This window comes from Amycolatopsis sp. NPDC021455 (assembly GCF_040640995.1).
In the GTDB taxonomy this organism is placed as follows: Bacteria; Actinomycetota; Actinomycetes; order Mycobacteriales; family Pseudonocardiaceae; genus Amycolatopsis.
Genome location: NZ_JBFACT010000057.1, coordinates 38670 through 60966, shown reverse-complemented (window position 1 = coordinate 60966; position 22297 = coordinate 38670). Strand labels below are relative to the sequence as shown.

The 22297-nt window shown below is 73.1% G+C and carries 19 protein-coding genes and 1 pseudogene; 15 read left to right on the top strand and 5 right to left on the bottom strand.

Going from position 1 to position 22297, the window contains the following annotated elements; translation table 11 throughout:
- The 8 genes from AB0G28_RS38225 to AB0G28_RS38190 form a co-directional block, all read left to right on the top strand.
- A partial coding sequence (locus tag AB0G28_RS38225; RefSeq protein WP_361101104.1) for an SDR family NAD(P)-dependent oxidoreductase occupies positions 1-2078 on the top strand: 2078 nt, incomplete at its 5' end.
- A gap of 5 nt (positions 2079-2083) precedes the next feature.
- Positions 2084-6409 carry a beta-ketoacyl synthase N-terminal-like domain-containing protein gene (locus AB0G28_RS38220; protein ID WP_361101101.1) on the top strand — a complete coding sequence of 1442 codons (4326 nt, stop codon included), beginning with the start codon at positions 2084-2086 and terminating at the stop codon, positions 6407-6409.
- Complete coding sequence (locus AB0G28_RS38215; RefSeq protein WP_361101098.1) at positions 6406-6720, top strand: phosphopantetheine-binding protein; 315 nt, start codon at positions 6406-6408, stop codon at positions 6718-6720. The genes AB0G28_RS38220 and AB0G28_RS38215 overlap by 4 nt, the downstream gene beginning before the upstream one ends.
- Positions 6717-7526: an alpha/beta hydrolase gene (locus AB0G28_RS38210; RefSeq protein ID WP_361101095.1), complete on the top strand. Its 810-nt coding sequence runs from the start codon at positions 6717-6719 to the stop codon at positions 7524-7526. Before AB0G28_RS38215 ends, AB0G28_RS38210 begins: the two co-directional genes overlap by 4 nt.
- Positions 7526-8695, top strand: coding sequence for a nucleotide disphospho-sugar-binding domain-containing protein (locus AB0G28_RS38205; RefSeq protein ID WP_361101092.1), 1170 nt, complete (start codon positions 7526-7528; stop codon positions 8693-8695). The genes AB0G28_RS38210 and AB0G28_RS38205 overlap by 1 nt, the downstream gene beginning before the upstream one ends.
- Before the next feature lie 44 nt (positions 8696-8739).
- On the top strand, positions 8740-9192 hold the full coding sequence (locus AB0G28_RS38200; RefSeq protein WP_361101089.1) for a GNAT family N-acetyltransferase: 453 nt from the start codon (positions 8740-8742) through the stop codon (positions 9190-9192).
- A gap of 26 nt (positions 9193-9218) precedes the next feature.
- Positions 9219-10055, top strand: coding sequence for an SDR family oxidoreductase (locus tag AB0G28_RS38195; protein ID WP_361101086.1), 837 nt, complete (start codon positions 9219-9221; stop codon positions 10053-10055).
- 62 nt (positions 10056-10117) lie between these two features.
- Positions 10118-12148 (top strand): MDR family MFS transporter, encoded by a 2031-nt coding sequence (locus AB0G28_RS38190; protein WP_361101083.1) that lies wholly within the window; start codon positions 10118-10120, stop codon positions 12146-12148.
- 142 nt (positions 12149-12290) lie between these two features.
- Here the strand turns inward: AB0G28_RS38190 and AB0G28_RS38185 are convergent, their stop codons facing one another.
- Positions 12291-13127 (bottom strand): PHP domain-containing protein, encoded by an 837-nt coding sequence (locus AB0G28_RS38185; RefSeq protein WP_361101080.1) that lies wholly within the window; start codon positions 13125-13127, stop codon positions 12291-12293.
- 30 nt (positions 13128-13157) lie between these two features.
- On the opposite strand from AB0G28_RS38185, the gene ligD reads away from it, so the two are divergent.
- Positions 13158-14102 carry a non-homologous end-joining DNA ligase gene (ligD, locus tag AB0G28_RS38180; protein ID WP_361101077.1) on the top strand — a complete coding sequence of 315 codons (945 nt, stop codon included), beginning with the start codon at positions 13158-13160 and terminating at the stop codon, positions 14100-14102.
- Position 14103: 1 nt separating this feature from the next.
- Here ligD and AB0G28_RS38175 read toward each other — a convergent pair whose 3' ends face one another.
- Entirely contained in the window at positions 14104-15300 is a 1197-nt protein-coding gene (locus AB0G28_RS38175; RefSeq protein WP_361101075.1) for a thiolase family protein, read from the bottom strand.
- 131 nt (positions 15301-15431) lie between these two features.
- Between AB0G28_RS38175 and AB0G28_RS38170 the strand changes: the two genes are divergently transcribed.
- Both AB0G28_RS38170 and AB0G28_RS38165 read left to right on the top strand, forming a co-directional pair.
- Positions 15432-15869 carry a helix-turn-helix domain-containing protein gene (locus tag AB0G28_RS38170; RefSeq protein WP_361101072.1) on the top strand — a complete coding sequence of 146 codons (438 nt, stop codon included), beginning with the start codon at positions 15432-15434 and terminating at the stop codon, positions 15867-15869.
- A gap of 43 nt (positions 15870-15912) precedes the next feature.
- On the top strand, positions 15913-16686 hold the full coding sequence (locus AB0G28_RS38165; RefSeq protein ID WP_361101107.1) for an NAD(P)H-binding protein: 774 nt from the start codon (positions 15913-15915) through the stop codon (positions 16684-16686).
- 10 nt (positions 16687-16696) lie between these two features.
- Here the strand turns inward: AB0G28_RS38165 and AB0G28_RS38160 are convergent, their stop codons facing one another.
- Positions 16697-16870: a hypothetical protein gene (locus AB0G28_RS38160; protein ID WP_361101069.1), complete on the bottom strand. Its 174-nt coding sequence runs from the start codon at positions 16868-16870 to the stop codon at positions 16697-16699.
- A gap of 128 nt (positions 16871-16998) precedes the next feature.
- Between AB0G28_RS38160 and AB0G28_RS38155 the strand changes: the two genes are divergently transcribed.
- A complete protein-coding gene (locus AB0G28_RS38155; RefSeq protein ID WP_361101066.1) occupies positions 16999-17754 on the top strand; it encodes a CoA ester lyase in 756 nt (251 codons plus the stop codon).
- Positions 17754-18227, top strand: coding sequence for a GNAT family N-acetyltransferase (locus AB0G28_RS38150; protein WP_361101063.1), 474 nt, complete (start codon positions 17754-17756; stop codon positions 18225-18227). Before AB0G28_RS38155 ends, AB0G28_RS38150 begins: the two co-directional genes overlap by 1 nt.
- On the opposite strand, the pseudogene AB0G28_RS38145 reads toward AB0G28_RS38150, so the two are convergent.
- Positions 18212-19388: pseudogene (locus tag AB0G28_RS38145) on the bottom strand (CaiB/BaiF CoA-transferase family protein). The gene AB0G28_RS38150 and the pseudogene AB0G28_RS38145 overlap by 16 nt on opposite strands.
- 123 nt (positions 19389-19511) lie before the next feature.
- Here AB0G28_RS38145 and AB0G28_RS38140 point away from each other — a divergent pair.
- Positions 19512-20090, top strand: coding sequence for a dihydrofolate reductase family protein (locus AB0G28_RS38140; RefSeq protein WP_361101060.1), 579 nt, complete (start codon positions 19512-19514; stop codon positions 20088-20090).
- Positions 20077-21105, top strand: a complete 1029-nt coding sequence (locus AB0G28_RS38135; protein WP_361101057.1) for a sigma-70 family RNA polymerase sigma factor — start codon at positions 20077-20079, stop codon at positions 21103-21105. Before AB0G28_RS38140 ends, AB0G28_RS38135 begins: the two co-directional genes overlap by 14 nt.
- A gap of 23 nt (positions 21106-21128) precedes the next feature.
- On the opposite strand, the gene AB0G28_RS38130 is transcribed toward AB0G28_RS38135, so the two are convergent.
- Entirely contained in the window at positions 21129-22205 is a 1077-nt protein-coding gene (locus tag AB0G28_RS38130; RefSeq protein ID WP_361101054.1) for an SDR family NAD(P)-dependent oxidoreductase, read from the bottom strand.
- Positions 22206-22297 lie beyond the last annotated feature (92 nt).

Sequence of the window (22297 nt, the reverse complement as noted above, 5' to 3'; positions counted from 1 at the left end):
CGGTCCCCGAGCGCCCCAATGTGGCGTTGGTTGCGTCTGACGCACCGAACGCCACATTGGGTGCGCTGGACGCACCGAACGCCACATTGGGGCGCTCGGTGCTGGAGACCATCGTGGAGGTGATCGGGGAGCGGACGGGGTATCCGGTGGAGATGATCGAGCCGGATCTCGATCTGGAAGCCGACCTGAGCATCGACTCGATCAAGCGGGCGGAGATCGCGGGCGAACTGGCGTCCCGGCTGGGGCTGGCCGGTGGTGACGTGGAAGAGTTCGCCAAGGCCCGGACGGCCGCCGCGATCGCCGAGCTGATCGGTGACGAACGTCCCCAAGCGGCGCCGGCCACGACGTCGGTGCTGGAGACCGTGGTCGCGGTGATCGGGGAGCGGACGGGGTATCCGGTGGAGATGATCGAGCCGGATCTCGATCTGGAAGCCGACCTGAGCATCGACTCCATCAAGCGCGCCGAGATCGCCGGCGAACTGGCGTCCCGGCTGAACCTCGACACCGGTGGCGACGTCGAAGAGCTGGCCAAGGCCCGGACCGCCGCGGCGATCGCGGAACTCCTCGGCGGCGAGCGCCCCAATGTGGCGTTGGTTGCGTCCAACGCACCGAACGCCACATTGGGTGCGCTGGACGCACCGAACGCCACATTGGGGCGCTTGGAGCCGGCCGAGCCCGCGCCGGTGATCGTCGCGCCGAAACGCCTGGTCATGGCCGAGTTCGAGCTGGCACCCGCCGGGTCTCCCGACGTCGCCGGGCGGAAGTTCCTCCTTCTCGGCCGTGGCCCGCTCGCCGAGGCCGTCCGAGCCCGGCTCACCGGGCTGGGCGCGACCGCGGAACTCGGCGACGACGTCCGAGCCGGGTTCGACGGGGTCCTCTTCCTGCCGGACGGCGGACCGGTGCTGCCCGCCGCCTTTCCCCAGTACCAGGCCGCCCTGGCCGCGAAGCCCGCCTGGCTGCTGACCGCCGGACCAGGCGAGGGCCTGCGCGGCTTCCACCGCAGCCTCGCCCGCGAATACCCGGACACGCTCACCCGCGTGGTCGAGCTGTCCCCGGGCGAAACGGCCGAACGACAAGCAGCCGCGCTCGTCGACGAGTTGTCCACTGTGGACCGTGAACCCGTCGTCGTGCGGGAAGACGGCGTCCGCAAGGGCTTCCGGATGACCGAGCAGGGACTCGGCTTGCTCGGCAGCAGCGGCGCTGGCCCGGCCGGCGACGGTGCCGCCGAAGCGGCCGCGCTCGGCCTGGACCGCGACTCGGTCGTCCTGCTCGTCGGCGGCGCGAAGGGCATCACCGCCCGGTTCGCCGCCACCCTGGCCGGCACCGCCCGGTGCCGGATCGAACTCCTTGGCCGGACGCCGGTGCCCGCGGCGGAAGACGAACACCCGCAGGCGAAGGACTCCAAGGGCCTCCGGGCAGCGCTCATCGAAACAGGGCTGAAGAGTCCCGCCGAGATCGAACGGACGGTCCGCCGGATCCAGGGCGAACGCGAGGTCCGGCAGACCCTGGCCAAGCTCGAAGCCCTCGGCAGCCCGGTGCGCTACCAGTCGGTCGACATGCTCGACGCCGAAGCCGTGCACCGCGCGGTCAAGGAGATCCACGCCGAGCACGGCCGCCTCGACGGCATCGTCTACGCGGCCGGGGTCATCGAGGACAAGCTCGTCGCCGAAAAGACGCCGGAGTCGTTCGGCCGCGTGTACGGCACGAAGGTCGACGGCGCCCGGACCCTCCTGGAAGCCACCGCCGACCTGCCCGACGAGCCCAAGTTCGTCGTCCTGTTCGGCAGCATCGCCGCGACGCTCGGCAACCGCGGCCAGTCGGACTACGCCGCCGCCAACGACGCCCTCGAGTCGCTGGGGCGCCGGTGGCCCGCCGGGCGGGCGGTGACCGTCCACTGGGGACCGTGGGCCCCGACCGGCGACCACGACGGCATGGTGACCCCCGAGCTGATGCGGGACTACGCCAGCCGCGGCATCGCGCTGATCGATCCGGAGGAGGGCACCCTCGGCCTGCTGCGCGAGCTGGCGTGGGGCCGCCCGGAAACCGCCGCGGTCGTCCACACCGCCTCAGGCTGGTGACGGAAATGCGCGTGGCGATCGTCGGGATGTCGGTGCTGCTGCCCGGCGCGCCCGACCTGGCGGCGTACTGGCGCAACCTCGTCGGCGGCGTCGACGCGATCACCGAGGTCCCGCCGGAGAAGTGGGACGGCGAGCACTACGCGCCCGGTGCCCGGCGCGCCGACCGGGTCTACTGCCGGCGCGGCGGGTTCGTCGACGAACTGGCCGAAGTGGACGTCACCGGGTTCGGCATCATGCCGAACTCCGTGCCCGCCACCGAACCCGACCAGCTGATCGCGCTGCGCGTCGCCGCGCAGGCCGTCGCGGACGCCGGCGGGCCGGACCGGCTGCCCGCCGACCGCGCGAAGGTCGGCGTCGTCCTCGGCCGCGGCGGCTACCTGACGCCGGGGCTGGTCCGGCTCGACCAGCGCGTCCGCACCGCGAGCCAGCTCGTCCGCACCCTCGGCGAGCTGCTGCCCGACCTCGATCCCGCGCGCCTGGACGCCGTCCGCCAGGCCTTCACCGACCAGCTCGGCCCCGAGGCGCCGGAATCCGCGATCGGGCTCGTGCCCAACCTGGCCGCGTCGCGGCTGGCCAACCGGCTCGACCTGCGCGGTCCCGCGTACACCGTGGACGCCGCGTGCGCGTCCTCGCTGATCGCCGTCGACCACGCCGTGCGGGAACTCGCGAGCGGACGCTGCGACGTCGTGCTCGCCGGCGGGGTGCACCACTGCCACGACATCACGTTCTGGAGCGTGTTCAACCAGCTCGGCGCGCTGTCGCCGTCCGAGCGCATCCGGCCCTTCCACCGGGACGCCGACGGCGTGCTGATCGGCGAAGGCACCGGCGTCGTCGTGCTCAAGCGCCTCGCCGACGCCGAGCGCGACGGCGACCGCGTCTACGCCGTGATCACCGGCACCGGCGTCGCCTCCGACGGGCGGACCGCGAGCCTGGCCAACCCGGACTCCGGCGGCCAGGTCCGGGCGGTCCGCCAGGCGTGGGCGGCGGCCGGCCTCGACCCGGCCGACCCGGACTCGCTCGGGCTCCTGGAAGCGCACGGCACGGCGACCCCGGCCGGCGACGCGGCCGAGCTGGCCACCCTGGCGGAGGTGTTCGGAAGCGCGGGCTCAGCCGTGCTGGGCTCGGTCAAGTCCATGATCGGCCACACGATGCCCGCGGCCGGGATCGCCGGGCTGGTCAAGGCGGCCCTGGCCGTCCACCACGGTGTCCTGCTGCCCACCCTGCACTGCGACGACCCGCACCCGGCGCTCGCGAAGACCCGGTTTTCCACCTTGGACAGCGCGCGGCCGTGGGACGCGCGGGTCCGCCGCGCCGGGGTCAACGCGTTCGGGTTCGGCGGGATCAACGCCCACGTCGTGCTGGAACAGGCACCGGGCCACGCGAAGCCGGTCGTGGTGCACGAGCCGGAGCGGGTGCTGCGCCTGGCCGCGCGATCGGTCGACGAGCTGCGAGACCTGCTCGACCGGCGAGGTCACCACGAGACCGGCGACGGCCCCGTCCGGCTCGGCGTCGTCGACCCGACGGAGAAGCGGCTGGCCCTGGCCAGGAAGGCGGTCGCCCGGGGCAAGCCGTGGCGCGGCCGCAACGACGTCTGGTTCGCCGACCGCCCCCTGCTCGGGCCCGGCGGCGGCAAGCTCGCCTTCGTCTTCCCCGGCCTGGAGGCGGAGCTGACGCTGAACTGCGGCGACGTCGCCCGCCACTTCGGCCTGCCCTGGCAGCACGCCGACGTCGAGGTCGGCGACGTCGGACGGCAGGGCACCGCGGTGTTCGAGCTGGGCAGGCTGCTGCACGCCGCCCTCGGCCGGATCGGCGTCAGACCGGACGCCGTCGCCGGGCACAGCCTGGGCGAATGGACGGCGATGGCGGTGGCCGGCGTGCACGCCGAAGCCGAGGTCGACGCCTTCCTCGCCGGGTTCGACCCGGACGCGCTCGTCGTCCCCGGGCTCGTCTTCGCCGCGATCGGCGCGCCCGCGCCGCGGGTGGCCGAGGAGCTGGCGGGACGCGACGACGTCGTCCTCTCCCACGACAACTCCCCGAACCAGGCCATGATCTGCGGGCCGGCCGCCGAGGTCGGCGCGCTCGTGGACCGGTTCCGGGCCGCGGGGATCGTGGCGCAGGTGCTGCCCTTCCGGTCCGGCTTCCACACCCCGATGCTGCGGCCATACCTCGGTCCGATCCGCGAAGCGGCCGAAAACTTCACGCTGTACCCGCCGAAGCTGCCGCTCTGGTCGGCGACCACGGTGTCGGAGTACCCGGCGGGCGAAGCGGAGGTCCGCGAGCTGTTCGTGCGGCACCTGCTGGAACCGGTCCGGTTCCGCCCGCTCGTGCGGGCCCTGCACGCCGCCGGGTTCCGCGCGTTCGTCCAGGTCGGCGCCGGACAGCTCGGGTCCCTGGTCGGCGACACCCTGCACGGCGAGGAGCACCTCGTCGTGGCCGCGCACTCGGCACACCGTCCCGGTCTCGCCCAGCTGCGCCGGGTCGCGACCGCGCTGTGGACTGACGGCCTCGACGTCGGCTTCGGCGCGCTGCCGGGCGAGCGCCCGGCCGCGCCCAAGGGCGTCAAGCTCGACCTCGGCGGCCGCCTGATCTCCCTGGACGAGCAGGTCCGCGCCCGCATCGCGCTCCCGGCCACTCGCCGGTCCACTATGGATGACCTGGCCGGCAAGGGCCCCTTGGCCGCGGAGTTCGCCGCCCTCTTGGCCGACACCGCCGACCTGGCGTCCACCCTGCTCGCCGGCCGTCCCGATCCGGCACTTTCACGTGAAAGCTCCGACGGGGGGCCTAAGAGCTTTCCCGTGAAAGCTCGGCCACCGGCCGAGCTGGACAGCACGCTCGAGGTGTCGGTTGAGGCGATGCCGTACCTGCTCGACCACTGCTTCTTCAAGCAGCCGCCGCAGGCCGACCCCGGTGATCGCTGGCCGGTCGTGCCGGCCACGACGGTGATCGACCACCTCATGCGCTTCGCCGAGCAGGCCGCGCCGGGCCACCGGGCGGTCGCGGTGCACGATGTCCGCCTCACCCAGTGGATCACGGCTGTCCCGCCGGTCTCCGTGCCGGTGCGGGTGCGGCCGCACGCTCCCGGCCGGGTGCTGGCGGCGCTGGACGGCTACTCCCAGGCCGTCGTGGAACTCGCCCCGGCGTACCCGGCCGGCGCGCCCGCGCCGTGGCGGTTCCCGGCGTCGGCCGAGCAGGTGCCGGAAACCACGGCGGCCGAGCTCTACGACGACCGCTGGATGTTCCACGGCCCGCGCTTCCAGGGCGTCACCGAGCTGACCGCCGTCGGCGAGCGGCACGTCCGCGCCGTGCTGACGACGCCGGCCGCACCCGGCGCGCTGCTCGACAACGTCGGCCAGGTGCTCGGTTACTGGATCATGTCCCGGCTGGCCGAACGCACCACCGTCTTCCCGGTCGCCATGCGCGAGATCCGGTTCCACGGCCCGCACCCGGCGCCGGGGGAGCGGCTGGAGTGCCTGGTCCGGATCACCGGGCTGACCAAGGAGTTCCTCGACGCCGACATGCAGCTGGTCCACCGGGGGCAGGTCTGGGCCGAGTTCACCGGCTGGCGGGACCGGCGGTTCGACAGCACCCCGCACATCCGGCAGGCGGACCGTACCCCCGAGCGCTCGACGCTGTCGATCGAACAGCCCGGCGGCTGGGCACTCGTGCACGAGCAGTGGCCGGACCTGGCCACCCGCGAGCTCATCATGCGCAACTACCTCGCCGGCCCGGAACGCGACGCCTACGAAAGCCGGCCGCCGCGCGGGCGCCGGCAGTGGCTGCTCGGCCGGATCGCGGCGAAAGACGCCGTCCGCCAGTTCCTCTGGGCCGGCGGCGAGCCCGAAATGTTCCCGGCCGAACTACGCGTCGGAAACGACGGCGCCGGCCGTCCGTTCGTCACGGGCGCCTACGGCCGGGACCTGCCGCCGTTGACGATTTCCGTGGCCCACCGCGGGGAAGCGGGCGTGGCGATCGCGCGCCACGGGCCGTGCGGCATCGACGTCGAAGAGGTCGGGCCGCGCAAGGAGTCCACTGTGGACGCCGCATTCGGCCCGGCGGAGCAGGAGCTGTTCGCGAGCCTGGCCGGGGATCCGGAGCGCTGGTTCGCCCGGTTCTGGACCGCCAAGGAGGCCGTCGCGAAGCTGCGCGGGACCGGCCTGCAAGGCGAACCCCGGAACTTCGAGGTCGTCGCGGCCGCCCCGGACGAACTGACCGTCCGCGCCGCCGGACACGACTACCGCGTGTGCTGCGCGGACGTGGAGAACCTGCCCGGCGCACCGCCGCGCCACTACGTCGTCGCCTGGACCGAAGAGACGAAGGAGATCGCCGGATGAGCATCGAGACCACGGCCGCGAACGAGGTGACCGTGCTCGCGCAGCTGACCGGAATGCTGCGGGAGCTGCTCGAGGAGTACGGGCTCGACGAGGAAGACACTGGCGAGATCACCATGGACACGACGTTCCACGACGACCTCGAGCTCGAGAGCGTCGACCTGGTGGCGCTGTCCGGGCAGCTGCGCGAGCACTACGGCGACCGCGTCAACTTCGCGACCTTCATCGCCGAGCGCGACCTCGAAGAGATCATCGCGCTGACCGTCGGCGAGCTCGTCCGGTACATCGTCGTCTCCCTGCGGGAGACGGCGTGAGCCGGATCCGCGCGGGCGAGCTGGACGTCCACGTCCAGCGCCTGACCCCCGACGTTCCGCTGGACGGCGACGCGCCGATCGTCGTGTGCGTCCACGGCCTGCTCACCGACAGCCTCGCCAGCTACTACTTCACCCTCGGCCCGGCCTTCGCCGCGCGCGGGCTCGACGTGCTGATGTACGACCTGCGCGGGCACGGCCGGACGACCCGGCCGTCGTCCGGCTATCAGCTGGAGCGGTTCGTCGACGACCTCGTCGCGGTCCTCGACGCCTGTGACGTCACCCGGCCGGTGCACGTCGTCGGCAACTCCTTCGGCGCGTCGGTGGCGTTCGGGCTGGCCGCCGCCCGGCCCGACCGGGTGGCGAGCGTCGTCGTGCTCGAAGGCGAACCGCCGACCGAGGAGTGGACCCGGCACATGGCCGACGGCCTCGCCGACGCCAAGACCCGGCTGGCGATCGACGAGGTCATCGGCTGGATCGCCGACAACCACGGCGCGCACACCGCGCGGCTGTCCAAGGCCGCGAACAAGATCCTCCAGACCACCACGATCGCCGAAGACATCCCGCGCAGCGCGACGATCGCGGCGGACCTCTCGGCGGTGCGCTGCCCGGTGTTCGCGATCTTCGGCGGCGACTCGGGCCTGTCGGCGCAGGTGCCGCACTTCGAGACGCACCTGGTGGCCGGCTCCCGCTGCGTCGTGCTGCCCGACCAGGGCCACTCGGTCCTGGTCGAGCGGACCGCCGAGATCACCGAGCTGGTCTTCGAGTGGGTTCGCGACACCTCGCGCGCCCCGGCCCGGGTGCGGTAGTGGCCCGGTTCCTCTTCGTCGTCCCGCCGCTGGTCGGGCACGTCAACCCGGCCGTCGGCGTCGCGGCCGAGCTCACCGCGCGCGGCCACGAGGTCGCCTGGGCGGGCCACGACGAGCTGCTGTGGCAGCTGGCCGGCCCGGCCGCCCTCGTGTTCTCGTGCGCCGTGCCGCGGGATCTGCCGCCGCGGCCGGCCGGGCTCAAGGGACCGGCGGCGCTGCGGTTCCTCTGGGAGGACTTCCTCGTCCCGCTCGGCGACGCGATGGCGCCCGGAGTCGCCGCGGCGCTGGACGCCTTCCAGCCACACGTCGTGGTCGCCGACCAGCAGGCACTGGCCGGCGGGCTGCTCGCCGAAGCCGGCGGCCTGCCGTGGGTCACGTCGGCGACGACGTCGGCCGAACTGATCGACCCCCTGGCCGGGATGCCGAAGGTCGCGGACTGGGTCGACGGGCTCCTGGCCGGGCTGCGCACCCGGATCGCCGGCGGCCGCGGCCGGGCCGACCCCCGGTTCTCCCCGCACGGCGTGCTCGCCTTCACCACGCGCGAACTGCTCGGCGCGGTCGAGCTGCCGCCGCGGGTCCGGCTCGTCGGGCCCGCCCTCGGCCCGCGTCCGTCCACAACGGACTTCCCGTGGGAGTGGCTCGACCCGCTCCAGCCGTCGGTGCTGGTCTCCCTCGGCACGGCCAACACCGGCGCGGGCGCGGAGTTCCTGGCGGCGACGGCGGAGGCGTTCGCCGGGCTGGCCGCGCGGGCGGTGATCGCCGACCCGGGCGGCGTGCTCGGCGACGTCCCGCCGAACGTCCTGGTGCGGCCGCGCGTCCCACAGCTGCCGCTGCTGGCCCGGGGCGACGCGGTGCTGTGCCACGCGGGCCACAACACCGTCTGCGAAACGCTGTGGCACGGCCTGCCGCTCGTCGTGGCCCCGATCCGCGACGACCAGCCGATCGTGGCGGCCCAGGTGGTGGCGTCGGGCGCGGGAGTGCGCCTGCGCTTCGGCCGCGCGGACGCCCCGCGCATCGCGGCGGCGGTCGAGGAGGTGCTGACGGAACCGGGGTACCGCCGGGCGGCCGAAACCGTGGCGGCGTCGTTCCGCGCGGCGGGCGGCAGCGCCGCGGCGGCCGGATATCTGGAGCAGCTGGCGCTGGAAAACCTGGCGCACCTTTCGCCCTGAAAGCGAAATTTACAGCGAAAAATGGGGCCGCTACCGTCGTCGGCATGACTGTTTCCGAGTGCCGTCCCGAAGACGTTCCCGAACTCCTGGCGTCGGCCGCCGCATTGTTCGCCGAGGACGGTGGCCGCCGTGATCCGTTCATGGACACCGGCTGGCCCGCCCGCGAAGGCACGGCCTACTACGCGGGTCTCGTCGACGACCCGGACTGCTTGTGCCTGCTGGCCCGCGACGGCGGGGGCCACCTGGTCGGGCGGCTGCGCCCGCCGAATCCCCTGCGGCCCGGGGCCGTCACCGCGGTGCTCGAGAGCATGCGCGTCGCGCCGGAACGACGTCGCACGGGAGTGGGTGGTGCGCTCGTCGACGCGTTCCTGGCGTGGGCCCGCGAGCGCGGCGCGAACGAAATGACCGTGCAGGCGTACGCGCAGAATGACAGTGCACTGGCGTTCTACCGCGCACAGGGATTCCGGCCCTTCGAGGTGACCTTGGCGCGCACCTGAGCCATTCCCGGGCGACAATGGCACCCATGGGCATCCTGGACGGCCGGGCGGTCGTGGTCACCGGGGCCGGGCGCGGGCTCGGGCGGGCGTTCGCGCGGCACGCCGCCGAGTCGGGCGCGGCGGTCCTGGTGAACGACATCGACGCGGAACCGGCCCACTACACCGTGGCGGCCATCGAAGCGAACGGCGGTACCGCGCTGGCCAGCGTCGGCTCGGTGGCCGACGCCGGCTACGCCCGGTCGCTGATCTCCTTGTGCCACAACCACTTCGGCACGCTGGACGGTCTCGTCAACAACGCCGCCGTCGGCTATCACGCCCCGCCGTGGGAGGACGACGACACCGAGCGGACGCGCGCCCTGATCGAGACGAACGTGCTCGGTCCGCTCCACTGTGGCACGGCGGCCGCGAAGGTCATGTGTGCCCAGGGCAGGGGCGTCATCGTCAACGTGACCTCGGGGGCCATGATCGGGCAGCGCCGCGCCGCCGCCTATTCGGCGTCGAAGGGCGCGGTGGCGTCGATGACCTACTCGTGGGCCGGTGACCTGGCCGCACACGGGGTGCGCGTCAACGCCGTCAGCCCGATCGCCTGGACCCGCCTGATGGCTGCCGACCCGAACGGCAAGCGCGACGCACCGCCGCCCGAACGGGTGGCGCCGCTGGTGACCTACCTGCTCAGCGACCTCTCGGCCGGCATCACCGGGCAGGTGCTGCGGCTGGCGGACGGGCACCTGCACGCCGTCCGCCAGCCCGCGATCATCCGGCCGGTGCTGCACCAGGAGACCTGGACGGTCGAGGAGATCGCCGCGGCCGTCGGCGGCGATCTCGTCCTCGAATCCCCGCCGCGGGAACGCTGGACCCTCTGAGCGGCGCGGACCACCGGAACGAGTGGCTATCCACAGTGGACTTCGCGCACTAGCTTGGAGAGATGACGGCCACTGCGGTCCTCACCCCGGGCGCCGCCGCGCCGCCCGCCCTGAGCCGCGGCCGCGTCAACGCCGTGTTCGGCGCCGTCCTGCTCGGGATGCTGCTGGCGGCGCTGGACCAGACCATCGTCGGAACGGCGCTGCCCACCATCGTCGGCGACCTCGGCGGCGCCGGGCACCTGTCCTGGGTGGTCACCTCCTACCTGCTCGCCGAGACGATCATGACCGTGGTCGTGGGCAAGCTCGGCGACCTGTTGGGGCGCAAGCTGCTGTTCCAGCTCTCGGTGATCGTGTTCGGCGTCGGCTCGTTCTGCGCGGGCTTCGCCGACAGCATGGTGTGGCTGATCGTCTGGCGGGCGGTGCAGGGCCTCGGCGGCGGCGGGCTGATGGTCACTTCGACCGCGCTGATCGCCGACGTCGTCCCGCTGCGCGAGCGCGGCAAGTACCAGGGCGTGCTCGGGTCGGTGTTCGGCGTGGTGACCGTGGCGGGCCCGATGCTCGGCGGCTTCTTCGTCGACCACCTGTCGTGGCGCTGGGCGTTCTACGTCAACATCCCGCTGGTCGTCGTCGTGCTGGTGGTGGCGTCTTCGGCGATGCCGAACGCCCGTGCCTCAGTCAAGCCGGTCATCGACTACCTCGGCATCCTGCTCATCGGCCTCGCCGCGACCGGCCTGACGCTCGTCACCAGCTGGGGCGGCACGCAGTACGCGTGGGGCTCGCCGGTGATCGCCGGCATGGCGATCGGCTCGGTGGTGCTGCTGGCCGCGTTCGTCTTCGTGGAGCTGCGGGCGAAGGAACCGATGCTGCCGATGCGGCTGTTCCGCAACCCGGTGTTCACCGTCGGCGGGATCATGAGCTTCGTCGTCGGCTTCGCGATGCTCGGTGCGTTGTCGTACCTGCCGACGTACATGCAGTACGTCCAGGGCACCTCGGCGACGACGTCCGGGGTCCGGCTGCTGCCGATGGTGCTGGCGCTGCTCGTCGCGTCGATCGCCGCGGGCAACGCGGTGAGCCGCACCGGGCGGTACAAGGTGTTCCCGCTGGTGGGGGCGGCGGGCATGACGATCGGGCTGTACCTGCTGTCGCGGCTGGACACGGACACCGGGTTCTGGGAGGCGTCGGCGTACATGGCCGTGCTGGGCCTCGGGATCGGGCTCGGCATGCAGGTACTGACGATCGCCGTGCAGAACACGGTCGACTACGCCGACCTCGGCGTCGCGACCTCGGGCGTGACGTTCCTGCGGTCGATCGGCAGCTCGTTCGGCGCGGCGATCTTCGGCACGGTGTACGCCAACCAGCTGACGCCGAAGCTGGCCGCCCTTCCGGTGCCGCCGGGTGTCGACCCGCGCGCACTGCAAGTACCCACGGCGTTGCACGCGCTACCGGAGTCGGTGTCGGCCCCGGTGATCAAGACGTACAGCGACTCACTGCACGTGGTGTTCCTCGCCGCGGCGCCGGTCGGCCTGGTCGCTCTGGTGCTGGCGTTCTTCCTCAAGGAAGTCCCGCTGCGCGACACGGCCCGCGCGGCGGCCCCGGATCTCGGCGACGGCTTCGCGATGCCGGAGGCCCACACCGACGATCGCGAACTCGAACGCGCCGTCGCGACGCTGTTCTTCCGCGAGCGCCGCAAGGTGGCGCCGGCGATCGTCGAGCGGGCCGGGGGAGACCTCGACGAGGGCGGGATCTGGTGCCTGCTGCAGGTCCACCTGCGGGACCGCCGTGGTTCGCCGGCGACGTTGCGGGCGATCGGCGACGACTTCGGCGTGCCAGCACCGGTGCTGGAACCGGCGTTCAACCGCCTGGAGCTGACGGGGCACCTGCGGTACGCGAGCGGCCGCTGGGAGCTGACGCCGTCCGGACGGGAGGAGTTCGCCAAGGTGGTCCGGGCCTGGCACGACTGGCTCGCCGACCGCCTCGGCGACTGGGGCACGGGCAGCCGAGCCGAGCTGGACGCGGCCATCGGCCGGGTCGCGGCGCGGCTGATGGACCAGAGCGCCCAGGCCCGCTCCTACGGCCGTCACGCCCTGACCTGACGGCCGGCCGGTCAGCGGCGCCGCCCGTTTCAAGCGCCCCAATGTGGCATTGGGTGCGTTGGACGCACCGAACGCCACATTGGGTGCGTTGGACGCAACCAACGCCACATTGGGGCGCTTGGGGCCGAAGCCGCGCGGCGGGTCAGCGGCGCCAGAAGTCGTGTGGGGTGCGGCCTGGGCGGAAGCCGCACGATTCCACCGAGGCCGCCGCCTCCGCGAAGCCGTGGCCGACCAGGGCCGGCTCGTGGGCGTCGCTGCCGAACGCCACCGCCTCGCCGCCCTCCTGGAACCACCAGCGCACCACCTCGCCCGGCAGTGGCACCTTCGTGTTCACTTCCAGCGCCCGGCCGCTCGCCCGCAACGCCCGCAGTACCGTCCGGAACTCCTCCTCGAAGTCCGCCGCCACGAACGGCGGTCCCTCGCCCGGCCACGACCGCAGGGCGTAGTCGATGTGGGCCAGCACCGCGAAGTCCGCCGTCGACTCGACGAGCCTCAGCACCTCTTCGAGGTAGGCCCGCAGCAGTTCCCCCGGCGGCCGGTCCGAGACCACCGTCAGCTCGTGGTGGTGCTCGCCGTCCGGCAGCGAGTGCACCGAGCCGAGCACCCGGTCGAAGTCGTGGGCGGCGAGCAGCGCGTCGGCGCGCGGGCGGTGCCAGTGCGGCTCGCTCAGCTCCACGCCCGACAGGATCCGCAGCGAAGGAAACCGCGAACGGCACTCCTCGACGCACGCCAGGTACCCGGCGACGTCGAGGTCCGGCGGCTCGAGGACGCCGTCCGGGCGCAGCCGGACCCGGAAGTGCTCCGGCAGGTGCGGCCGGACCGCCTCGGGCATCAGCCACGGCGTGAGGTCCGCGTGCTCGGTGAACGCCACCGACGGCAGCCCCAGTTCGAGCGCCCGCTCGCACGAGCCGGTCATCGACCCGGTGACGGTGTCCCAGGACCATTCGGTGTGGACGTGACCGTCCGGCGGAAGGCTCACCGAACCCACCGTAGCGGGTAGCCTCCGACCATGGCTGACAAGGCAGTGGAGCTGGAAGTCGGGCACCGGACCGTCCGGATCTCCAACCCGGACCGGGTGTACTTCCCGGCGCGCGGTGAGACGAAGCTCGACCTGGTCAACTACTACCTCTCGGTGGGCGACGGCATCGTCAACGCCCTGCGCGAGCGGCCCTGCATGCTGCACCGCTTCCCGTCCGGTGTGGCGGGGGAGAAGGTGCACCAGAAGCGCGTCCCGAACGGCGCGCCGCCGTGGCTGGAGACCGTCCGGGTCACCTTCCCGCGCTACAACAGGCACGCCGACGAGCTGTGCGTCACCGAGCTGGCGCACGTCGCGTGGGCCGTGCAGATGTCCACAGTGGAGTTCCACCCGTGGAACTCCCGGCGTGCCGACACCGAAAAGCCCGACGAATGGCGCATCGACCTCGACCCGATGCCCGACTGCGGCTTCGACCGCGTCCGCCGCGTCGCGCACGTCGCCCACGAGATCCTCGACGAGCTGGGCGCGGTCGGCTGGCCGAAGACCTCCGGCGGCCGCGGCCTGCACATCTACGTCCGGATCGAGCCGCGCTGGGGCTTCCAGGAGGTCCGGCGCGCGGCGCTGGCCTTCGCCCACGAGGTCGAGCGGCGCGCCCCGGACGACGTCACCACGACCTGGTGGCGCAAGGACCGCGACCCGCGGCTGCTCTTCGTCGACTACAACCAGAACGCCCGCGACCACACGATCGCCAGCGCGTACTCGGTCCGCGGGAACCCCGAGGGCACGGTGTCGACGCCGATCCGCTGGGCGGAGATCGACGACGTCGAGCCGGGCGACTGCACGATCGCGACCGTCCCGGCCCGCTTCGCCGAGCTGGGCGACCTCCACGCGGGAATGGACGACGCCGTGTTCTCCCTGGACCCGCTGCTGGAGTGGGCCGACCGCGACGGCGTCGAGGAACCGCCCGACCCCGCCTGAGTCAGTCCAGGCGCTCGATGATCGTCGCGTTGGCGAGACCGCCGGCTTCGCACATCGTCTGCAGGCCGTAGCGGCCGCCGGTCTGCTCCAGCACCGAAAGCAGCGTCGTCAGCAGCCGGGCGCCGCTGCCGCCGAGCGGGTGGCCGAGGGCGATCGCGCCGCCGTTGACGTTGACCTTGGCCAGGTCGGCGCCGATCTCGGCCTGCCAGGCGAGCACCACGCTGGCGAACGCTTCGTTGACCTCGAACGCGTCGATGTCCGACACCTCGAGCCCCGCGCGCGCCAGGACCTTGCGGGTGGCCGGGATGACGCCGGTCAGCATGGACAGCGGGTCGTCGCCGGCGACGGCGAAGCTGTGGATCCGGGCCCGCGGCTTCAGGCCCAGCGCCGCCGCCGTCTCGCTGCTGGTGATCAGCACCGCCGCGGCGCCGTCGTTGATCGGCGAAGAGTTGCCCGCGGTGACGTGCCAGCCGAGCTCGGGGAACCGCTGCTCCCAGACGTCGGCGCGGAACGCCGGCTTCAGCCCGGCGAGGATCTCCGGCGTGGTGCCGGGCCGGACGGTCTCGTCGGTCGTGACCTCGCGCGGCGTGCCGTCGGGCCCGGGCGCCTTGAGCGGGGCCACTTCGCCCGTGAACTTGCCGTCGGCCCAAGCCTTCGCGGCGCGGTGGTGGCTTTCCGCGGAGAACTCGTCCAGCTGCGCCCGGGTGAAGCCCCACTTGGCGGCGATCAGCTCCGCGCTGATGCCCTGCGGCACGAGCCCGTCCGGGTAGCGGGCGGCGACCTGCGGGCCGAACGGATCACGGCCGGCCGCCTGGCTGCCCATCGGCACTCGGCTCATCGACTCGACGCCGGAGGCGATCACGACGTCGTAGGCGCCGGCGATGACGCCCTGCGCAGCGAAGTGGACGGCCTGCTGGCTGCTGCCGCACTGGCGGTCGACGGTCACCGCGGGCACCGACTCCGGGAGCCCGGCGGCCAGTGCCGCCCATCGCGCGGTGTTCATGCTCTGCTCGCCGACCTGGCCGACCGCGCCGCTGATGACGTCGTCGATCCGGGCCGGGTCGATCCCGGTGCGCTCGACGAGCGAGCGCAGGGCGTGGGCGTGCAGGTCCACCGGGTGCACCCCGGAAAGGGTGCCGTTCGGCTTGCCCTTGCCGATCGGGGTCCGTACCGCGTCGACGATCACCGCGTCCGTCATGGCGTCTGCCTCCTCGCAGATCGGGGATGACTTCGGTATACGCCGCGAGAGTTGGATTTCACAACTTACTTGTCTGCCAGGTCACAGCGAACTGACGTGCTAGGTTGGATTTTCAACCCCATGGAGGTGGCATGGTCCGGCGTGGTCGCGAATGCTCGGTCGCCGAGGCCCTGGAGGTCGTCGGCGAGCGGTGGAGCCTGCTGGCGTTGCGCGAGATCATGCTGGGGGAGCGGCGGTTCAACCAGATCGCCGAGAACACCGGCGCCAGCCGCGACATCCTGGCGGCGCGGCTGCGCAAGCTCGTCGACGCGGGCGTCCTCGAGAAGGTCCAGTACGAGGCCCACCCGCCGCGACACGAGTACTACCCGACCGAAGCCGGCCGGGCACTGCAGCCGATCCTGCTGAGCCTGATGGCCTGGGGCGACGAGTACGTCCACCAGGGCGAGCCGCCGACGCTGTGGCGTCACTCGTGCGGCGAGGTGCTGGAGCCGGTCACCGTCTGCGCGCACTGCGGCGACCCGGCCGTCGCCCCGAGCCTCCGCGCGATCCGCCTCGGCGCCGTGCGCTGACGCCTGCCCCGGCGGGCGCCGCCGTGCCAGGATGGCGCCGGAGGTGGTCGACGTGCGGATCCTCGTCACGGGCGGGACCGGCCAGCTGGGGAGCGTCGTGGTCGCGCGGCTGCGGGCGGCGGGCGAGGAGGTCCGCGTGCTGAGCCGGCGGCCCGCGCCGGACGTCGTCCGGGGCGACCTGCGGACCGGCCGCGGCATCGACAGCGCGGTGGCCGGCACCGACGTGGTCGTCCACTGCGCCACCGACTACTTCGGACGCGAAGCGGAGATCGCGCGCACGCTGGTCGAGGCGGCGCGCTGGGCCGGCGGCCCGCACCTGGTGTACGTCTCGATCGTCGGCGTCGACCGCGTCCCGCTCGGCTACTACCGGGCCAAGCGCGAAACCGAGCAGGTCTTCGCCGCTTCCGGCCTGCCGTACACGATCCAGCGGGCGACGCAGTTCCACGCGCTGGTCCGGACGCTGTTCGCCGGCGCGTCCCGCCTCCCGGTACTGCCCGTGCCGCGGCTGTCGTTCCAGCCGGTGGACGTCCGGGACGTCGCGGAGCGGCTGGCGGACCTGGCGCTCGACGACCCGGCCGGCCGGGCGGACGACTTCGGCGGCCCCGAGATCCTGGCGGCCGCGGAACTGGCCCAGGCGGTCGCCGAGGCGAGCGGCCGGCGCCGCCGGATCGTCCCGCTGAGCGTGCCGGGTGAGACGTTCCGGGCCTACGCGGACGGCGGCCACCTGGCGCCGGACCACCGCGACGGCAAGATCACCTTCGACCGGTACCTGTCCGAGCAGGCCGACGCGGGCGTGCTGCGCTACCGGAACCGGTGACGTATCGCCGTCACGGGCAGGACACTCCGGCGCGGTGGGGCGGGAACAACGTGGCCCACAACGCCCGCCACGGCTTCGACGGCGGCCGGCGCTCCTCGGCACGCACCGCCGCCACCCGCGACGGCGTGCCCGCCCGGTAGTCCATCTCCACGAGGACCCAGTCGTGAATCCAGTCGCCGCGCATGTTCGCTCCCTCACCTCGTCGGACGGTGAAACCCACGATCGGCCTGAGGCCTGCTCGACCACATCGGGTGAACACGCACCCCGGACCGAGGGACCCCTTACCCGCAGGGGTTTCGTTATCGTGGCGAGGTGGCCGCGACGACGTTCCTGTTCGTGCCCGGCGACCGGCCCGACCGCTTCGGCAAGGCCGTGGCCGCCGGTGCCGATGTCGTGATCCTCGACTTGGAAGACGCCGTGGCCCCCGCGGCCAAGGACTCCGCGCGCGCCGCCGTCGGAGCCTGGCTCGAGCGGCATGCCGCGATGGTCCGGATCAACCCGCCGGGCACCCCGTGGTTCGAGGCCGACGCCGCGCTGGTGGCCGCGTTGGGCGTTCCGGTGGTCGTGCCGAAGGCGGAGAACCCCGGAGTGCTCGCCGGGTTCCGTGAAGTCGTTGCCCTCGTCGAAACGGCCCGGGGTGTCGAACGTGCCGGTGAACTGGCCGCCGTGGCGTCGGTGACACGGCTGGCCTTCGGCCACGTCGACCTGGCGGCCGAGCTCGGCGTCGCGCCGGAAGACCCGGAGCCGTTCGCCTACGCGCGGTCCCGGCTGGTGATCGCGTCGGCCGCCGCCGGGCTCGCGGCACCGGTGGACGGCGTCACCACGGACGTGCGCGACGACGCCCGGCTCGAAGCCGACGTCCGGTACGCGCGCCGCCTCGGCTTCGGCGGCAAGCTGTGCGTCCACCCGCGGCAGGTGGCCCCGGTCCGGGCCGGCTTCGCGCCGACCGAAGCCGAACTGGTGTGGGCGCGCCGGGTGGTGACGGCGGGCGATCCGGTGTCCCTTGTGGACGGCCGGATGGTGGACAAGCCGGTGCTCGCCAGGGCCCGGCGCATCCTCGACCAGTGATGGCAGGGGGAACCGTGGGCGGGAAGAACCAGCAGGTCGCGTTGCGCCGGCTCAAGTCGGGTGACGACGAGTTCTGCTTCCAGCTGCACCGCAGCGCGCTCGGCGAGTACGTCGACGCGATCTGGGGCTGGGACGAGCCGGCGCAGCGTGCCTACCACGAGACCCACTTCGACGCGGCGCACACGCAGATCATCACCGTCGACGGCCATGACGCGGGAGCGCTGACCGTCATCGACGACGGCACCGAAGTCGTCCTCGGCCTGATCGAGCTCGACCCGGTGTACCAGGGCCGCGGCATCGGCGGCCACGTCGTCAAGGCGCTGGTCGCCGAAGCCGCGTCGCGCGGCCAGGACGTCGTGCTCGAAGTCCTCGACGTCAACACGCGCGCGAAGGCGTTCTACGAACGGCTCGGCTTCGTCGAGACGGGCCGGCCGCGCGAGCACAAGATCGCCCTGCGCTACACGGCGCCCTGACGCCGCAACGCGTCCGCGTCGAACCCGAACTCGGCCAGCACCGCGTCGGTGTGCTCGCCCAGGGCTGGGACGGGGTCCATCCTCGGCGCCCGGCCGGGGACGGTGATCGGCGGCAGCGTGGCCCGGACCGGCCCCCGCGGGGGTGGAGACGTCCGCGAAGCGGTCGCGTGCGGTGAGCTGCGGGTGCGCCAGGACGTCGGGCAGCTCACGGCGGCGCGCGTGGGCGATCCGGCCCGCCGTGAGCCGGGCTTCCAGCTTGGCGCCGGTCAGCGTGGCGAAGACGGCGTCGATTTCGCGTTCGAGCGCGGCCCGGTGCGCGACGCGGGCGCTGCCGGTGGCGAACCGCTCGTCGGTGATCCAGTCCGGGCGTTCGACGGCGTGCTCGCAGAAGGCCGCCCACTCCCGGTCGTTCTGCACGGCCAGCACGAGCTCGGTGCCGTCGCCGGCGGTGAAGGTGCCGTAGGGCGCGATCGCCGGATGGCTGGTGCCGGTCCGCGGTGGCGGCGTCCCGCCGTAACCGGCGTAGTAGAGCGGGAACCCCATCCATTCGACGAGCGAATCGAACAGGCTGACCTCGAGCGCGGTCCCGCGCCCGGTGCGTTCCCGGTCGTAGAGCGCGGAAAGGATGCCGGAGAAGGCGTACATCCCGGCGCCGATGTCCGCGGCCGGGATGCCGCTCTTGGCCGGCTCGCCCGCCGACCCGGTCACCGAGACCAGGCCGGCTTCGGACTGGATGAGCAGGTCGTAGGCCTTGGCATCGCGGTAGGGGCCGCTCGAGCCGTAGCCGGACACCGAGCAGGTGATCAGCCGCGGCCGGGCCGCGCGGATCGCGGCCGCGCCGAGCCCGAGCCGTTCGGCGACACCGGGCGCGAAGTTCTGCACGAACACGTCGGCGCGGTCGAGCAGCGCCGCCATGACCGGCTTCGCGGCGTCGCTCTTGAGGTCGAGGGTGACGCTCTCCTTGGAGCGGTTGAGCCAGACGAAGTGGCTGGACTGGCCGTGCACGGTCTCGTCGTAGGCGCGGGCGAAGTCGCCGCTGCCCGGCCGCTCGATCTTGAGCACGCGCGCCCCGAGGTCGGCCAGGTGCCGGGTGGCCAGCGGCGCGGCGACGGCCTGTTCGCAGGACACGACGGTGACGCCGTCGAGGGGCAGGTTGACCATGGCGGCATCCTGCCATCACCGCGTTCGAAAAAACCTTCCCGGCCGCGACCCCTGCCGCGGTCCTGTCCGGTCTACATGTGGTGAGGGCCGACTCCCACCCCCGGCCGACGAAGGAGAGCGAAAGTGCGCAAGATCATCGTCTCGACGCTGGTGACACTGGACGGCGTCATCGAGGACCCGGGTGGCTTCGGCGGATCGCCGCACGGCGGGTGGGCCGCGCCGTACTTCGGTGAAGAGGCGGTCGAGCGGTCGCTGGAGCACCTGGCCACCTGCGACTACTTCCTCTGCGGCCGCCACTCGTACGAGATGTTCGCCAAGGCGTGGCCGGACGCGTCGGGACCGTACGCGGACCGGCTGAACGGCATCCCGAAGCTGGTCGCCTCGACCACGCTCACCGGCGACCTCGGCTGGAACGCGACGGCGCTGGCCGGCGACGCCGTGACCGCGCTCGCGGAGCTGAAACAGCAGCCCGGAGGTGACATCATGACGTACGGCAGCCCGACGCTGAGCGCATCGCTTCTCCGGCACGGTCTCGTCGACGAGCTGGACCTGCTCGTGGTCCCGGTGGTCGTCGGCGCGGGGAAGCGGCTCTTCGCCGACGGCGCGCCGCGCGCCGACCTGAAGCTGGCCGGCTGCAGTGAGCTGGGGACCGGCATCGCCGTCCTCAGCTATCGGCCGGGGAGCGGGGATGGCACAGCCTGACGTCGGCACGGGGGACCACGGCGAATTCGTCGCGCGCACCGAAGGGTTCCGGCGGCAGCTGTTCGCCCACTGCTACCGGATGACCGGTTCGGTGGACGACGCCGAGGACGTCGTGCAGGAGACGTATCTGCGTGCCTGGCGGGCTTTCGCGGGTTTCGAGGGCAGGTCGTCGGTGCGGACCTGGCTCTTCCGCATCGCGACGAACGTGTGCCTGACCTTCCTGGAGCACCGGGCCCGTCGCGTCCTGCCCACCGGCCTCGGCATGCCGGGGGAGGACGTCGAGGCGCCGGTGGTCCCCGCGGACGCGGGGGTGGCCTGGGTGCAGCCGGTGCCCGACGCCCTGCTCGTGGCCGAGCCGGACGACCCGGCCTCGATCGTCACGCGCCGGGACAGCCTGCGGCTCGCGCTGATCGCCAGCCTGCAGTACCTCCCGGCGCGGCAGCGGGTGGTGCTGATCCTGCGTGACGTCCTCGACTGGCCGGCGGCCGAAGTCGCCGAGATGCTCGAAACGACGGCCGACGCGGTCAAGAGCACGCTCAAGCGGGCGCGGGCCCGGATCGAAGAGCACGCGCCGGTCCAGGACGACGTCACCGAGATCGACGAACCGAGCCGGAAGGCGTTGCTCACCCGGTACATCGCCGCCTTCGAAAACGCGGACGTCGACGCCTTGCGGACGGTGCTCCGCGAGGACGCGGTGCTGGAGTTCCCGCCGGCCCGGACCTGGTTCGCGGGGCAGCGGTACTGCGTGCCGTTCCTCGCCGCGCAGGTGCTGGACGAACCGGGCCGATGGCGGATGCTGCCCACGAGCGCGAACGGCGGACAGCCGGCCGCCGTTTCCTACGTACGGGGCGAAGGGGGCGCCTACCGGCCGTTCGGCGTTTCGGTGCTCACCGTGTCACCGGCCGGGATCGCCCGGATCACCGCGTACGGCGACCCCGCGCTGGTGCGCCGCTTCGGGGCACCGGAGACGCTGGCCTCCTTCACGGCCGTGGAGGAGGCCCAGGACAGGGCCTAGTGCTCCCGAATGCTTCGCCGGGCTCAGCTCACCTGTCGCGCCGCGTTCTCCGGCAGGGCGCGGACGGTGGTTCCGGCCGCGCGGCCGGAAATCGCGCCGCGATCGTGCAGCCAGCGGACCGTGTCGGTGATCGTTTCGCCGAGGGGGCGGGGTGCGGTGTCCCCGGCCGGCCGGTGCCAGCAGGCGTGCGCGCAGGTGTAGATGGCGCCGAACTCCGCCGGAATGTGCCACGGGACCACGCGCTGGACCGCGTCGGCGAGCCGGCCGACCGGCATCATGGCCCGGGCGGGCAGGAAGACGGCCGGGAGCGCGCGGCCGGTCGCGTCGCGGATCGCTCGCAGGTATTCGCGCGTGGTGAGGTAGCGCCCCGGGGTGAACTGACGAGCGGCGGCCGCCGGGGAAGAGATCAGCGTCGCGTGCGCCGCCGCCGTGTCGCGGACGTCGCCGATGGGGAACCCGCCGCCGGGCCAGATCGGCATCAGGCCGCGGAGCAGGTCCCGCAGCCGCCGGTTCTGGTCGCCCAGGCGCGGGTCGTGCGGACCGTGCAGGCCGGGCGGGTAGGTGATCACGACCGGTTCGCCCCGCTCCTGGTGCTGCCGGGCGACGAGCTCGGCCGCCGCCTTGCTCGCCAGGTACGGTTCCCGGGGCCGGCCGACGGGTGCGTCTTCCCGGAGGAACCGTTCCGGGGCCGGCAGCAGCGCGCCGAAGCTGGAGACGTGGACGGTCCGGCCGACGTGGTGCCTGCGGGCGGCGTCGAGCACGAGCTCGGTCCCGCGGACGTTGGTCCGCCGGATCTCCGCCCGGCGACGCGGGTCGAACGAGTACACCGACGCGGCGTGGAGCACGGCATCGGTCCCGCGGACGGCCGCGTCGACGGCGGCGGCGTCCGTGACATCGCCGGGCACGACGTCGACGCCGGCCGCACCGGCGCCGAGCGGGCCGAGGACCGCACCGACCGCTTCGGGCCGCCGCGCGAGGAGGCGGACCCGGTGCCCGGCGGCGAGGAGGGCCGCGGTGGTGTGCGAGCCGACGAAACCCGTACCTCCGGTCACGCACACCAGCATGAGCAGCTCCTCGTCGTCCGTGTCGCCGTCCAGCATCACCCGCGGCGGCGAGACCGGCCTACTTCCGCCGTGCGGCCCCGCGGCCGGAGGTGCCCGCCGGCGCCGGCGCGCCCTGACCTGCCGTGGTG